At 65.9% G+C, this 13,948-nt stretch carries 10 protein-coding genes and 1 tRNA gene; 3 read left to right on the plus strand and 8 right to left on the minus strand.

The features are described from left to right. Positions 1 to 49: 49 nt before the first annotated feature. The 8 genes from hisD to QSJ34_RS02760 all read right to left on the minus strand — a co-directional run bounded on the left by hisD (position 50) and on the right by QSJ34_RS02760 (position 8,924). Positions 50 to 1,399, minus strand: a complete 1,350-nt coding sequence (hisD, locus tag QSJ34_RS02725; protein ID WP_285569969.1) for a histidinol dehydrogenase — start codon at positions 1,397 to 1,399, stop codon at positions 50 to 52. Between the two features lie 71 nt (positions 1,400 to 1,470). Continuing rightward, complete coding sequence (lpxC, locus tag QSJ34_RS02730) at positions 1,471 to 2,391, minus strand: UDP-3-O-acyl-N-acetylglucosamine deacetylase (RefSeq protein WP_285569971.1); 921 nt, start codon at positions 2,389 to 2,391, stop codon at positions 1,471 to 1,473. A gap of 117 nt (positions 2,392 to 2,508) precedes the next feature. Then, the gene (locus QSJ34_RS02735; protein ID WP_285569974.1) at positions 2,509 to 3,213 is read right to left on the minus strand and encodes an IspD/TarI family cytidylyltransferase; all 705 of its coding nucleotides are present in this window, start codon (positions 3,211 to 3,213) and stop codon (positions 2,509 to 2,511) included. Next, positions 3,182 to 3,985: a septal ring lytic transglycosylase RlpA family protein gene (locus QSJ34_RS02740; protein WP_285569977.1), complete on the minus strand. Its 804-nt coding sequence runs from the start codon at positions 3,983 to 3,985 to the stop codon at positions 3,182 to 3,184. Before QSJ34_RS02740 ends, QSJ34_RS02735 begins: the two co-directional genes overlap by 32 nt. A 161-nt stretch (positions 3,986 to 4,146) precedes the next feature. Then, on the minus strand, positions 4,147 to 5,787 hold the full coding sequence (locus QSJ34_RS02745; protein ID WP_285569982.1) for a DUF4388 domain-containing protein: 1,641 nt from the start codon (positions 5,785 to 5,787) through the stop codon (positions 4,147 to 4,149). Next, positions 5,784 to 6,986 (minus strand): tyrosine--tRNA ligase, encoded by a 1,203-nt coding sequence (gene tyrS, locus QSJ34_RS02750; protein ID WP_285569984.1) that lies wholly within the window; start codon positions 6,984 to 6,986, stop codon positions 5,784 to 5,786. Before tyrS ends, QSJ34_RS02745 begins: the two co-directional genes overlap by 4 nt. Positions 6,987 to 7,031: 45 nt before the next feature. Beyond that, positions 7,032 to 7,583 (minus strand): hypothetical protein, encoded by a 552-nt coding sequence (locus tag QSJ34_RS02755; protein ID WP_285569987.1) that lies wholly within the window; start codon positions 7,581 to 7,583, stop codon positions 7,032 to 7,034. Positions 7,584 to 7,592: 9 nt separating this feature from the next. Next, a complete protein-coding gene (locus QSJ34_RS02760) occupies positions 7,593 to 8,924 on the minus strand; it encodes a PhoH family protein (RefSeq protein ID WP_285569990.1) in 1,332 nt (443 codons plus the stop codon). A 108-nt stretch (positions 8,925 to 9,032) separates the two neighbouring features. On the opposite strand from QSJ34_RS02760, the gene QSJ34_RS02765 reads away from it, so the two are divergent. The 3 genes from QSJ34_RS02765 (at position 9,033) to QSJ34_RS02775 (ending at position 13,482) form a co-directional block, all read left to right on the plus strand. After that, entirely contained in the window at positions 9,033 to 11,144 is a 2,112-nt protein-coding gene (locus QSJ34_RS02765) for a prolyl oligopeptidase family serine peptidase (RefSeq protein ID WP_285569994.1), read from the plus strand. 68 nt (positions 11,145 to 11,212) lie between these two features. Beyond that, positions 11,213 to 13,366 (plus strand): prolyl oligopeptidase family serine peptidase, encoded by a 2,154-nt coding sequence (locus QSJ34_RS02770; protein WP_285569997.1) that lies wholly within the window; start codon positions 11,213 to 11,215, stop codon positions 13,364 to 13,366. 40 nt (positions 13,367 to 13,406) lie between these two features. Further along, positions 13,407 to 13,482 (plus strand) — tRNA-Thr (locus QSJ34_RS02775). Positions 13,483 to 13,948 lie beyond the last annotated feature (466 nt).

Raw genomic sequence — 13,948 nt, forward strand, 5'->3', positions numbered from 1 at the left:
GGCTTCCTGGAGCAAGAAGCGAAGCGGAGCGCTGTGGATCGAGCGCTCCCTATGCGTGATGATGGGCGTGATGATGGCCGCGAAGGGCCGCGCTGCGACCGTGGTGGGTGAGCCCTTCGGCCTCGGCCAGCCGTTCCACCCAGGGCGCCATCGAGGCCGCGTCTGCGGGGGAGAGCCGGAGCAGGCTCTGGCGCTTGAGGAAGGTGGCCACGCCGAGAGGGCTCGTGTAGCGGGCGCTGCGGTCGGTGGGCAGCACGTGATTCGGCCCGGCGCCGTAATCCCCGAAGGCCTCGGCGCTGGAGCTGCCGATGAAGACGGCGCCTGCGGTGGTGAGCGAGGGCAGCCAGGCCTCAGGGTCGGCCACGCACAGTTCGAGGTGTTCGGGAGCCCAGGCCTGGGCCAGTTCGATGGCCAGGTCGCGATCCGCGCAGACGAGCCGCCCGTGGACAGCCAGGCTCTGTTCGAGGATCGCGCGGCGCGGCGAGACTTCGGTTCGGGTCTGCAGTTCGAGGGCGACGGCCTCCAGCAGCGCAGGATCCGAACTCACCAACACCGCGGCGGCGTCGGGATCATGCTCGGCCTGGGCCATCAGGTCTTCCGCGAGCCAGGCGGGATCCGCGCTGCCGTCGGCGAGGATCAGCAGTTCCGTGGGGCCCGCGAGGGCATCGATGCCGCAGGTTCCGATGAGCTGCCGCTTGGCCTCGGCGACGAAGCGGTTGCCCGGTCCGGCGATGAGATCCACCGCGGGTTCGCCGTAGGCCAGCCAGCCCAGCGCCTGGGCGCCGCCGAAGGGGTAGAGTTCCGTCAGGCCCAGCTCCGCTGCGCAGGCCAGCACCAGGGGATCGACGCCGGAAGCGCCCGGCAGCGTGGCCTGGGGCTTGGGAGGGGTGACGCCGACGATGCGCGAGACGCCGGCCACCTGGGCCGGAATCACGGTCATGGCCAGGGTGGATGGGTAGAAGGCGCGACCGCCGGGAATGTAGACGCCCGCGGTTTTGAGCGCGCACCATCGTTCGCCCACGGTGCCGCCCCCGGGCAGGGAGAGGCTCAGATCGTTCAGGCAGGTCCGCTGGCCTTCGGCGAAGCGGCGGACGTGATCGATCATTTCTCTCAGCGCGGCCATGAGGTCCGGCTGGCGACGGTCGAGGTCGGCGCGGGCGGCCTGGAGGCTGGACTCGGGAATGCGCAGGGCGGCCGGATCCAGGCCGACGCCATCCAGGCGCTGGGTCCAGTCCAGCACGGCCTCCAGCCCCTTCCGACGCACGTCCGCCAGGATGGACGCCACGGCCTTCCGCGTGTCCTCTTCCGTTTCCCCACTTCTGGCCAGCGAGGCCACCCACCCGGGCACGTCCGCCCGGTTCGTCAGGTCACTGATGGGGATGAAGTAACACCTATTCACCTCAAGGGCAGAAATATCAGCGTGCCAGACCCAGGGTCAGTACGCAAGACCAAATTCAACCTGCGGATGATTCAGGCCGGCTGGGCCGTGACGTTCAGTCCTGCAGGCTGAAAGAAGAAGTGCACGTTGGCGGGTTCGGCATCCTCGGTCCATTCCCAGTGGCTGGGGTTGGCGAGGATGGCCTGGGCCAGGGCGACATGCATGGCGTGGCCGGCGGCATGGGCTTCCACGAGGCCCAGCAGGGGCGCACCCAGCAGGGCGAGATCGCCCACCAGATCCAACATCTTGTGGCGGACCGCTTCGTCTTCGAAGCGGAGGGATTCGTTCAGGGGGCCGTCGGCGCCGAAGACGACGGCGTTGTCGAGGCTGCCGCCGAGGGCCAGGCCGCGGGCGCGCATCTGGTCGATCTCCTGGGCGAGGCAGAAGGTGCGCGCGGCGCCCAGTTCCCGGCGGTATTTCTCGGGGGTGAGGCTCAGTTCGCGGCTCTGGCGGCCCAGGGCGGGGATCGGGAAGTCGATGACGTAGCGCAGGCGCAGGCCGTCGAAGGGGAGGGCGCGGATCCAGCGGCTGCCATTCCGGATTTCCACCGGCTGGGTGATCTTCATGAACCGGCGGCGGCCTTCGAGGCTGCGCACGCCCGCCTGCAGGATGGCATCCACCCAGGGGGCGGCGCTGCCATCGAGGATGGGCAGTTCTTCGGCATCCACCTCGATGCGGAGGTGCTCGACCTCCAGACCGGACAGGGCCGAGAGCAGGTGCTCAATGGTCTGAAGCCGCACACCATCCTTGACCAGGGTGGTGGACAGGACGAGGTCGCCGGCCAGATCCGCCTTGGCGGGGATCTCGGTGCCGGTGGGCGTGTGGACGAAGCGCAGACCCGAGGGGGAGGAGACGGGCACCAGGCGGACCGAGCAGGGGCGATTGCTGTGCAGGCCGTGGCCCGAGATCGTGATCTCGCGGTCCAGGGTCTGGGGTGTGGTGCTGCGGGGCATGGTTCGTCCTCGCAGTCTGGTAAGCTATTTTCATGCCTATTGTCTATCTAAATCATTTCATGATTTAGATAGTGGTAAAGGCAACGAGGTTGTGGGTCTGACCACCACACACTGTGGTCAGTGGGGCCTGGAGCGTTCCCAGTCCTCGGGTGTGGTGAGCTTCAGATTGGAACTGGGGCTCGGGATGAGTTTGACCGACAGGCCCAGGCGCTCGAGGAGGGATACATCGTCCGTGCCGATAAAGCCGGCCTCTTCGGCGGCCTGGAAGGCCTGGAGCCAGGTCCCCAGACGGGCGATCTGGGGGGTCTGGGCCCGGAAGAACTCCTCCCGGGGCTCGGTGCGCAACACCCGGCCGAGGGAATCCACGCGCTTCAGCGTGTCGGTGGAGGGCTCGCCGAGCAGCACGCCATCGAAACGGTTGAGGGCTTCCAGCGCCTCCCAGAGCGGAACGGCGGGCGGAAACGGACGCACGGCGTCATGGATCATGACCGGAGCCATGGGCAGGTTGGGCAGGGTCCGGAGGGCGAGCCACACGGACTCCTGGCGGGTATCCCCGCCCGGGACGACGGTGTAGGGCACCGGAAAGGGCCAGCTGCGGGCCTCCTCCAGGTGGGAATCGGGCACGGCCAGGGCGATTCCCGCCAGGCGGGGCATGCCCGGGGCCAGGAAGGCCTCCACGGTCACCTGGAGCAGGGGGCGGCCATCCCAGTCACGGAACTGCTTGGGCAGGCCCCCGCCCATGCGCAGGCCCCGCCCCCCGGCCGGAATGACCAGGAAGGGGCGCAGGGGATCAGCGCTGGCGGGTGATGAAGGGTTCGACACCACGGTCCTTCAGGAGCTTGGCGATCTGTTCGGCGACTTGTTCGGCATCCTGCCGGGTGGTGAAGCTGCCGACGCGGACCCGCTTCACGGACTGGCCGTTGCGAGCTGTGGCGCTTTGGAGGGACACGGCGCCGAAGGCGTTCTCAAGTTCGTGCGTAAGGGACTCAATGTTCTTGGGATCCGAAAGTGAGGCCACCTGAATGACGAAGGGATCGGCCTGATTTCCGGCCGGATCCAGGGCCGTCGGCAGACCCATGGCATCCACCGAACGCAGCCGGACGCGCGAGGTGCCCTGGCCGATGAGGCCCAGATCCTGGGCGCCCCGCTTGGACAGATCCAGGATCCTGCCCTTCACGAAGGGGCCGCGGTCGTTCACCCGCAGCACCGTCCGCTTGTGGTTTTCCAGGTTTTCGACTTCCACGAAGCTGCCCAGGGGGAGGGTCCTATGGGCGCAGGTGTACTGTTCGGGGTCGAACAGCTCCCCGCTGGCGGTGGGCCGCCCGGAGAAGCCATCGTCATTGCCGCCATACCAGCTGGCCATGCCTTCTTCGACATAGGCCTGGGCGTCATGGGCGGAGGAGCCGCTCCGGGATCCGGTGCGCGTGGTCGTGATGGAGGCGGGGGGACGCGTGCAGTGAAGGGTGAAGCTCAGGATGACCAGGGTTGCCACCCGGGGGGTGCCCCAGCGCATCAGGCGCAGCAAGCCACCTTTCCCTGGTTCCACCGGCGTTGGAGGGTCGAAGGCGATCTGGATCTCATGGATCCAAGACACGCAAGCCTGACTCCAATTGGTAGGGTGGAAGGGGGACGTCATTGGACTCCACAAAGATCAGTTGGTCAAATTTAATGGACCAGTTCGTATACATATGAAGTATGGCCGAACCTAGATCGTTTGTAAAGAGTCGGTAATTAAAATAAAGATATATTGGGGGTTTACTGACGATCCGGAATCTGGGCGACGCGGTAGGGCTTCGGGCGGTTCCCCTCGGCGAGGAAGGGGGGCGGGAGCTTCTTGGCCGCGGCCTTGGTGGCGGCTTCGGACCCGTAGGATCCGTAAAAGACCTGATAACAGGTACGACCATCCCGCATGGCCATGGGCACGAGGAAGAGGTCGGGGTCCTGCCCCTTCAGGATGTCAGCCGCGTGCTGGACGGTACTGCCCTGGCAGGCGATCTCCAGGCGGAGGGTCCAGCGACCCTGGATGGCCTTCCTTTGAAGGGCACCCTGGGCCACGGCCCGCTTCCAATCGCCTCCGAGAATGGTCTGGAGCCGCTCGGACTTGGAAGGAACCGCGGACGGTTCCGGCTTGGCGGGCGGCGGTGTGGGTTTGGGAGGCTCGGCCTGGGTCGCCTTCGGCTCGGGTTGTTTGACCGGTTCCGGAGCCGGAGCCGGCTTGGGCACCTCCGGCGCGGGGGGGGTGGGCTTGGTATCTGAGGGTGCGGGCTTGACGGTCGGAGTGGGGAGGCTGGCCTTCGGGGGAACCGGAGGGGCGCTTCGGTGCCGGCGGACCCACCGGAAACCGCCCCATGCCGCTCCAATAAGGAGGACGACGGCGAGGAGGACCAGGGGGCGCCGGGAAGGGGGTTTCCGGGCGAGATCCGGGGGTGGGAGTGGCAGGTCGGGGAGTTCGGTGCTGCCTTCCGCCTCATGGTGGATGGGCAGGGCCGGTTCGACGGGGGCGGGCGTCGGGATCTCGGGCTCGGGCGGGAAGGGATCTTCCAGCTCATCCTCGGGGCCCAACTGGTCGAGGGCCTCCGAAAGATGCTCCAGGTTGGTGGTGGGGTGCTGGCTGGCGTGGATTTCCGCAAACAGGGAGGGCTGGGGTGCGGGCGTGGGCAGGGCGGGTGTGATGGTGGGCTCGCCGGGCTCGAGTGCCAGTTCAAGGGCCCGGCGGTCCAGGGGCGGCAGTTCGTGGAGGCGGGCCCAGCCCATTTCGCGCAGGAAGAGGGCGAACGCGCCCAGCCGGAAGGGCTCGACGCTGGATTCCCGGCTCAGTTCCATCAGCGTGCGGCTGCCATCGAGGAGGCCCGGCAGCTTCACCAGGTCCGGGGGCAGGGTGAGTTCCTGGTAGCGGCGGCCTTCCAGGACCACGACCTGGTTCAGGGGGCCGAGTTCTTCGAGCACCCGCTCGCGGTCGCCCAGGTTCAGGACGCCGGAAAGCAGCATGGCCGGGGTATCGAAGGGCAGGCGCACCGTGGTGGCGTCCAGATCCTTTTCATCGAAGACCGGGGCCTGGTCCGGGGTGGCCATGCTCGCCCAGACCACCCGCTCCACCTGGGCCCGGGCCACGTCCAGCAGGTCCCGCTGGGTGATGAACCCCATCTCGATGAGGTTCTTGCCGATGGACATGGATGGGTTGAGGCTCGTCATGGCGTAGTCGAGCTGGGCCTGGGTGATCTTGCCCCGTTCCACCAGCAGGTGGGTCAGGCGGTCCAGCGGGTGGGTGCTGGCGGCGAAGACGATGTCGCCCGACTCGATGAAGACGGTGCGGTAGGGGTCCTGCCCCAGGCGCCATACCCCGGTCGCACGGGCCCGGTGCCGGGCGAACAGATCCTTGAGGGCCGGAAGGCTCATGTGACCACCACCCATCGTTCGAGCTTGAGTTTGCCGACCTTCACCAGGAGGGACTGGCCGGGTTGCAGGGCGATCCGAAGGGCCGGATCACTGGCCTTCTCCCCGTCCAGGCTCACGGCACCCTGGCCGATGAGGCGCTCGGCCTCCTTGCGGCTGGCGGCCATGCCCCGCTCCACCAGGAGGCGGGAAAGCTGAACTTCGCCCTCGGTAGGTGGCACGGCGATGTCGGGGGCCTGTTCCTGGCTGCGTTCGGAGAAACGTCGGATCCAGCGCTCCTCGGCTTCCCGGCCCGCTTCGGCCCCGTGGAAATCCGAGACGATCTGTCGGGCCAGGGCCTTCTTGGCGTCCATGGGATGGCCCTGCTTGAGGGCCTCGATTTCCGCGGGCAGCTTGTCCGTGAGCAGCAGGTACCAGTCCCACATCAGCCGGTCGCTGGCGCTCATGGCCTTGCCGAACTGGGTGTCCGGATCCTCCATGAAGCCGATGTAGTTGCCCAGGGACTTGGACATCTTCTCGACGCCGTCGAGGCCCAGCAGCAGCGGCACCGTCAGCACCACCTGGGGCTTCTGGCCCGAGGCCTCCTGGAGGATGCGGCCCTGCATGAGGTTGAACAGCTGGTCGTTGCCGCCCAGCTCCACGTCGGCCTGGAGGGCGACGGAATCGTAAGCCTGGGTTAGGGGGTAGAGCAGCTCGTGGAGGGCGATGGGCTCGCGGGCCTCCATGCGCTTGGCGAAATCATTGCGCTCGAGCATCTGGGCTACGGTGAAGCGCGAGGCCAGGCGGATCCAGGCCTCGCCGGCCATGCCGCCCAGCCACTCGCTGTTGAAGCGCACCTTCGTCTTGTCCGGATCCAGGATCTTGAACACCTGGGATTTGTAGGTCTCGGCGTTGGCCAGCACTTCCTCCCGCGTGAGCGGGGGTCGCGTGGCCTTCTTGCCCGTGGGATCGCCGATGAGGCCCGTGAAATCGCCGATGAGGAAGGTGACCTCATGGCCGAGCTTCTGAAACTGGGCCATCTTGCGGATGAGCACCCCATGGCCCAGGTGCAGGTCCGGCGCCGTGGGATCGAAGCCCGCCTTGATGCGGAGGGGCCGGCCCTCCTTGAGCTTGGCCTCGAGCTGCTCGATTTTATGGCAGGTCACCGTGCCCTTCGTGAGCAGGGCGAGGGCCTCAGATACGGATCCGAAAGCTGCAGTCATAACTGCATCTTGGCGGAAAATCCGCGCTTGCTCAACGTAGATCAGCTACCGGACATCCAGTTCGAGGATGCGCCTGGGGCCCTTGTCACCGGGCTTCTTGGCGCTTTCAAACGTGAGGTAGACGCTCCGGCCGGATTTGGGACTCCAGCCCACGCGCACAGAACCGCCGAAGTCGCGGTTGATCTGAAGGCCGCCGCGCTCCATGAGATCCGGGGTGAGGTCGGGCGCGGAGACGATCTCCTTGTGCCAGCGGGAGGCGGCATCCAGGAAGGCGGCTTCGGTGGGCCAGGTTTTCGCGAGGGCCGGATTGGCGGCATAGAGGGCCTGGCAGCCTTCCGGGGTTCGCAGCTGTTCGACGACGGTGCGGAAATCCTCCCAGTCCGGGCGCACCTTGTCGGCCACCAGGTTCATGGCCTTCTGCTTGAAGCCCTCGGGATCCTTCTTGATCTTATTGGCGACGAAGGCGACGCCGCCCACGCAGGTCACGAGGACGATCAGGAAGGCCACGCCGCAGCCGATGGCGATCTTGCCCCAGAGGGGCAGGCCCGGTTTGAGGGGCTGCCCGTGACCACTGTTGTCCCAGGATGAATCGGCCATCGAAGGCTCCTAGAGAAGGTTGCTCGCCAGTTCCGCCAGCTTGCTGCGCTCGCCCTTCTGCAGGGTGACGTGGCCCGAGATGTCGAGGTGCTTGAAGTGTTCGGCCAGGAAGCTGAGGCCGTTGGTGCTGGCATCCACGTAAGGGTTGTCGATCTGGTGCGGATCCCCCGTGAAGATCACCTTGGTGCCTTCGCCGGCCCGCGTGAGGATGGTCTTCACCTCGTGGGGCGTGAGGTTCTGGGCCTCGTCCACCACCAGGTACTGCTTGGGGATGCTGCGACCGCGGATGTAGGTGAGGGGTTCGACACTGAGGTAGCCCGCTTCTTCCAGCTGCTGCGCGGTCATGGTGGTGCGTTTGCGGGCCTCGGTGTTGGCGCCCACGATGAATTCGAGGTTGTCGTAGATGGGCTGCATGTAGGGGCGCAGCTTCTCGCCGATGTCCCCGGGCAGGTAGCCGAGGTCGCGGCCCATGGGCATGACGGGCCGGCTGACGAGGATCTTGTCGTAGGCCTCGTCGTCCACCACCTGCTGCAGGCCCGCTGCGATGGCCAGCAGAGTCTTGCCCGTGCCCGCCTTGCCCAGCAGGGTGACCACCTGGACCGTGGGGTCCAGCAGCAGTTCCATGGCGAACTGCTGCTCGCGGTTCCTCGGCTTGATGCCCCAGGGATAGGACTCCATGCGGTGGAGCGGGCGCAGCAGGCCCTCGGTGGCCATGAAGCGGGCCAGGGCCGTGTGGCTGGGATTGGTCTGGTCCACCAGGGTGAGGAACTGGTTGGGCTGGAGGTTCAGCTCCTCGGCGGGCTGCAGTCCGCCGTCGTAGAGCAGGTCCACCTTGGCGGGATCGACCTCCCAGGACTTGTGGCCCGTGTAGAGTTCGTCCATTTCCACGCGGTCGGTGGTGTAGTCCTCGGCCTGCACGCCGATGGCGTCGGCCTTGATGCGCAGGTTCGTGTCCTTGGTGACGAGGACGACGCGGTCCTTGCAGGTGTGGAGCAGCTCGCGCGCGCAGGCCAGGATCTGGTTATCGGCCTTGTGCTTGTCGGCGGACAGGATGCCGATGTCGAGGTTGTGGGCGGCCACGTCGACCTTGAGGGTGCCGCCGTCGCCCAGGGGCACGCCCCGGCTGAGGGATCCGCTGGCCCTCAGCTTGTCCAGCAGGCGGGACACGGTGCGGGCGTTGCGTCCGACTTCGGTCTGATCCTTCTTGAAATGATCCACCTCTTCGATCACCACGATGGGCAGCACCACGTCGTGTTCCTGGAAGTGGAGGATGGAGCTCGGGTCGTGCAGGAGGACGTTCGTATCCAGGACGAAGACCTTCTTGCTGGATGGTGGGACCAAATCAAACCTCCAGGGATGCAGGCACCCTACCACCAAGCGGGCGCCCATGCACGGCTAGGCTTGAGCCGGAGGAAGTGGGATGATGGCTGCCCGTCTGGAGACCGTCCTATGAGGTTCCTTCCCATGGCCATCGCCCTCGGCACCGTCCTTTCGGCCCAAACCCCCTTGAGTTATCCCGCCACCCGCAAATCGGATGTGGTGGAGGATTTCTTCGGCACCAAGGTGGCCGATCCCTACCGCTGGCTGGAGGACGACAACAGCGCGGAGACCAAGGCCTGGGTGGAGGCCCAGAACAAGGTCACCTTCGGCTACCTGGAGAAGATCCCGGCCCGGGCGAAGATTCAGGAACGCATCACCAAGCTCTGGGACTTCGAGAAATTCAGCGCCCCCTTCAAGCGGGGCAAGCGCTACTTCTATTCGTACAACACGGGCCTGCAGAATCAGGCGGTGCTCTTCGTCACCGAGGATCCCAAGGCCAAGGGCCGCGTGCTCCTCGATCCCAACACCCTTAGCAAGGATGGCACCGTCGCCCTCAGCGGCCTCAGCCTCACGGAAGACGGCCGGCTCATGGCCTACTCCGTCTCCGTCGCCGGATCCGACTGGCAGACCTGGAAGGTGCGCGACGTGGCCACCGGCAAGGATCTCTCCGATGAGATCCGCTGGTCCAAGGCCAGTGGCGCCTCCTGGCTGAAGGACGGCAGCGGCTTCTACTACAGCCGCTATGAAGCGCCGAAAGAGGGCGGGGCGCTCACGGGCGTGAACAACAACCACCAGCTCTGCTTCCACAAGCTGGGAACGCCGCAGTCCGAAGACAAGCTGGTCTATCAGCGACCGGATCAGCCCGAGTGGTACCTGGGCGGCACCGTCACGGATGATGGCCGCTGGCTGGTCATCTCCGCGGGCAAGGGCACGAACCCCGAATCCAGCCTCTTCCTGCAGGACCTCACCAAGCCCGGCAGCCCGGTGGAACCCTTCCTGGACAAGATGGACGCCACCTACAACGTGGTGGACAACGAGGGCGACCGCTTCTTCGTCAGCACCAACCAGGGCGCGCCGCGCAACCGCCTGGTGGCCATCCGCAAGGGACACACCGAGCCTTCCGCCTGGACCGAAATCATCCCCCAGGCCAAGGGCAAGGACGTGCTGGAATCCGTGTCCCTGGTGGGTGGGCGCTTCGTCGCCACCTGGATGCGGGATGCCCATTCCGCCATCGAGTTCTACGATCTGAAGGGCAAGAAGACTGGCACGCTGGCCCTGCCGGCCCTCGGCACCGCCGCCGGCTTCGGCGGACGCCGCGAGGACCAGGAGACCTTCTACACCTTCGGCAGCTTCACCTATCCCGGAACCATCTACCGCCTGGATCTGAAGACGGCCAAGAGCACGGTCTTCCGCGAACCCAAGGTGGCCTTCAAGTCCGGGGACTACGAGGTGAAGCAGGTCTTCTATCCCAGCAAGGACGGCACGAAGGTGCCCATGTTCCTCGTGCACAAGAAGGGCCTCAAGCTGGACGGCCAGAACCCGACCCTGCTCTACGGCTACGGCGGCTTCAACGTCTCGCTGACTCCGAGCTTCTCCGTGTCGCGCATGGTGTGGCTGGAGATGGGCGGCGTCTACGCCATGGCGAACCTGCGCGGCGGCGGCGAGTATGGCCTCGAGTGGTACGACGCGGGCCGGAAGAACAAGAAGCAGAACGTCTTCGACGACTTCATCGCCGCGGCCGAGTGGCTCATCGCCCACAAGGTGACCTCGACGCCCAAGCTCGCCATCAACGGCGGCAGCAACGGCGGCCTGCTGGTGGGCGCCTGCCTCACGCAGCGCCCCGACCTCTTCGGCGCCGCCGTGCCCGAAGTGGGCGTGATGGACATGCTGCGCTTCCACAAGTTCACCCTGGGCTGGGGCTGGAAGAGCGACTACGGCAGCAGCGAAACGAAGGAGGGCTTCGACACCCTCATGACGTATTCACCCCTGCACACCATCAAGCCCGGCGTGAAGTATCCGCCGACCCTGATCACGACCGGCGATCACGACGACCGCGTGGTGCCCGCCCACAGCCACAAGTTCACCGCCACGCTGCAGGCGGCCCAGGCGGGCCCCGCGCCCATCCTCACGCGCATCGAAACGAGCGCGGGCCATGGCGCGGGCAAGCCCACGGCCAAGCAGATCGCCGAAAGGGCCGACGTGCTGGCCTTCCTGGTGAAGAACCTGGGCATGAAACCCTGAGGCTTTATTTGGCCTAGTTTTGCGAGGTATCCTGAAGGGCATCCCCATGTCCTTCAGGAGGCCCCTTCATGCCCCTTTCCCTGTCTCGCACCGGCCTGCTGGCCCTGGCGACCTCGGCCCTCGTGGCCTCGTCCCCCCTGGCCGCGCCCCCGGCCTATCCGAACACTCGCAAGGCCGACGTGGTGGAGGACTATCACGGCACCAAGGTGGCCGATCCCTACCGCTGGCTGGAGGATGACCGTTCGCCCGAAACCGCCGCCTGGGTGGAAGCCCAGAACAAGGTGACCCAGGCCTATCTGGGCGGGATTCCCGAGCGGAAGCCCATCGAGGCCCGCCTCACGAAACTGTGGGACTACGAGAAGTTCAGCACCCCCAGCAAGCGGGGGAAATACTACATCTACAGCTACAACTCGGGCCTGCAGAACCAGGGCGTGCTGTACGTGACGACAGACCTGAAGGAGAAGGGCCGGGTGCTGCTGGATCCCAACGGGCTCAGCACCGACGGCACGGTGTCCCTGGGCGGCACCGTGTTCACGGAAGACGGACGCCTCATGGCGTATTCCCTCTCCAAGGGCGGCGCGGATCTGAACATCTGGAAGGTCCGCAATGTCGAGACGGGCCAGGATCTCGCGGACGAACTGCCCATGGGTCGCAACGGCGTCAGCGACTGGGCGAAGGATGGCCGCGGCTTCTACTACACGCGCTACCCGCTGCCCAAGGACCGCAGCGCCCTCACGGGCGTCTTCAAGCATCAGCAGCTCTTCTTCCACCTGCTGGGTACGCCGGTGGAAAAGGATGTGGTCGTCTACGAGCGTCCCGACCAGCCGGATTGGGGCTTCAGTGCCCATGTCACGGATGACGGCAAGTGGCTCGTCATCTACCAGAACCAGGGCACGGACCGTCGCAGCCGCGTCTACCTCAAAGACCTGACGAAGGCCGACGCGAAGGTCGAGCCCTGGCTCGACAAGTTCGATGCCACCTATCACGTGATCGGCAATGATGGCGGCACCTTCTACGTCTACACCGACCAGGGTGCGGCGCGCGGACGCCTCGTCGCCATTGATGCGACCAAGGGCGAGGCGAAGGATTGGAAGACGCTGATTCCCGAGGCGCCTGGCCGTGACGTGCTGGCGGGCGTGAACCTGGTGGCCAACCGCTTCGCCACCACCTGGCGCGTGGACGCGCTGAACAAGGTCCGTCTCTACGATCTGAAGGGCAAGCTGGAGCGGGAGATCGCGCTGCCCGGCGTGGGTTCCCTCATGGGTTTCGGTGGCCGCCGCCAGGATCAGGAGGCCTTCTACGGCTTCACCAGCTTCAACCTGCCCACCACCCTCTACCGCTACGACTTCGCCTCGGGCAAGAGCGAGGTCTTCCGCCAGCCCAAGGTGGCCTTCGATCCCGCGGCCTTCGAGGTGAAGGAAGTCTTCTACCCCAGCAAGGACGGCACGAAGGTGCCCCTCTTCCTGGCCCATCGCAAGGGCCTCAGGCTCGACGGCCAGAACCCAACGCTGCTCTACGCCTACGGCGGATTCAACATCCCCATGGCGCCCGGCTTCAGCCCCGCGAACCTGGCCTGGATGGAGATGGGCGGCGTCTACGCCATGGCCTGCCTGCGCGGCGGTAGCGAGTACGGGCGGGAGTGGTACGACGCGGGCAAGCTGCACCAGAAGCAGAATGTCTTCGACGACTTCATCGCCGCGGCCGAATGGCTGATCCGCGAGAAATACACCAGCACTCCGAAGCTGGCCATCCACGGGGGCTCCAACGGCGGCCTGCTCGTGGGCGCCTGCATGACCCAGCGTCCCGAACTCTTCGGCGCGGCCCTGCCTGCCGTGGGGGTCATGGACATGCTGCGGTACCACAAGTTCACCATCGGCTGGATGTGGAAGAGCGACTACGACTGCTCCGACGAGGCCGAGGGTTTCCGCTACCTGATGACCTACAGCCCCCTGCAGAAGCTGAAACCCGGTGTGAGCTACCCGGCCACCCTCGTGACCACCGGCGACCATGACGACCGCGTGGTGCCCGCCCACAGCCACAAGTTCATCGCCACCCTGCAGGCCGACCAGGCCGGCCCCGCCCCCGTGCTCACCCGCATCGAGACCAACGCGGGCCACGGCGCCGGCAAGCCCACCGCCAAGCAGATCGCCGAAAGAGCCGACCAGTGGGCCTTCCTCGTCAAGAACCTCGGCATGAAACTGCCCTCCGGATTCGCCCAGTAGTTGATTCCAGCGGCCTCTCAGGGCAAACTAAGAGGCCAGCGCCAACTTAGCTCAGCTGGTAGAGCAGCTGATTCGTAATCAGCAGGTCGCAGGTTCGAATCCTGTAGTTGGCTCCACACTTAGGCCCCTTCCGAGGGGCCTTCGCTTTGCTCGATAAACATCCCATGCGTTCTCAGGTTGGCTGGAGGCCTTGACGTAAAGTGGCCCCATGAAGATCAAGCAGCTCATCCCCGACGACCGAACCCGGTCCAAGGTTCTAGCCCTGGCAGAGGTACAGCACCTGCCAGTGCGACAGGACGGCCCTTGGGCTGTCTTCGAAGCAGTGAACGAATCGGAGCGGGTGCTGGAGGTATTGCAGGCCGCAGGGGTGCCTGTGCCGGCACTAGGGGCGGCTCCAATGCCCAGAGACGCCTCCGCTCGAAGTTCCAAGCCCACTCGAAAGCGTTCATAGCCTGGTACGGATCTTCACCGAAGGATTCCGGCATCGGATAGACAAGTTGGTGAAGGAACCCACCGCCGAATTTGTAGGGCGTTGGGTATGGGTAGGGATGGTGGAGCCAGATCCAGCGGTCTCCGTCTACC

Source organism: Geothrix limicola (genome assembly GCF_030268085.1).
Classification (GTDB): Bacteria; Acidobacteriota; Holophagae; order Holophagales; family Holophagaceae; genus Geothrix; species Geothrix limicola.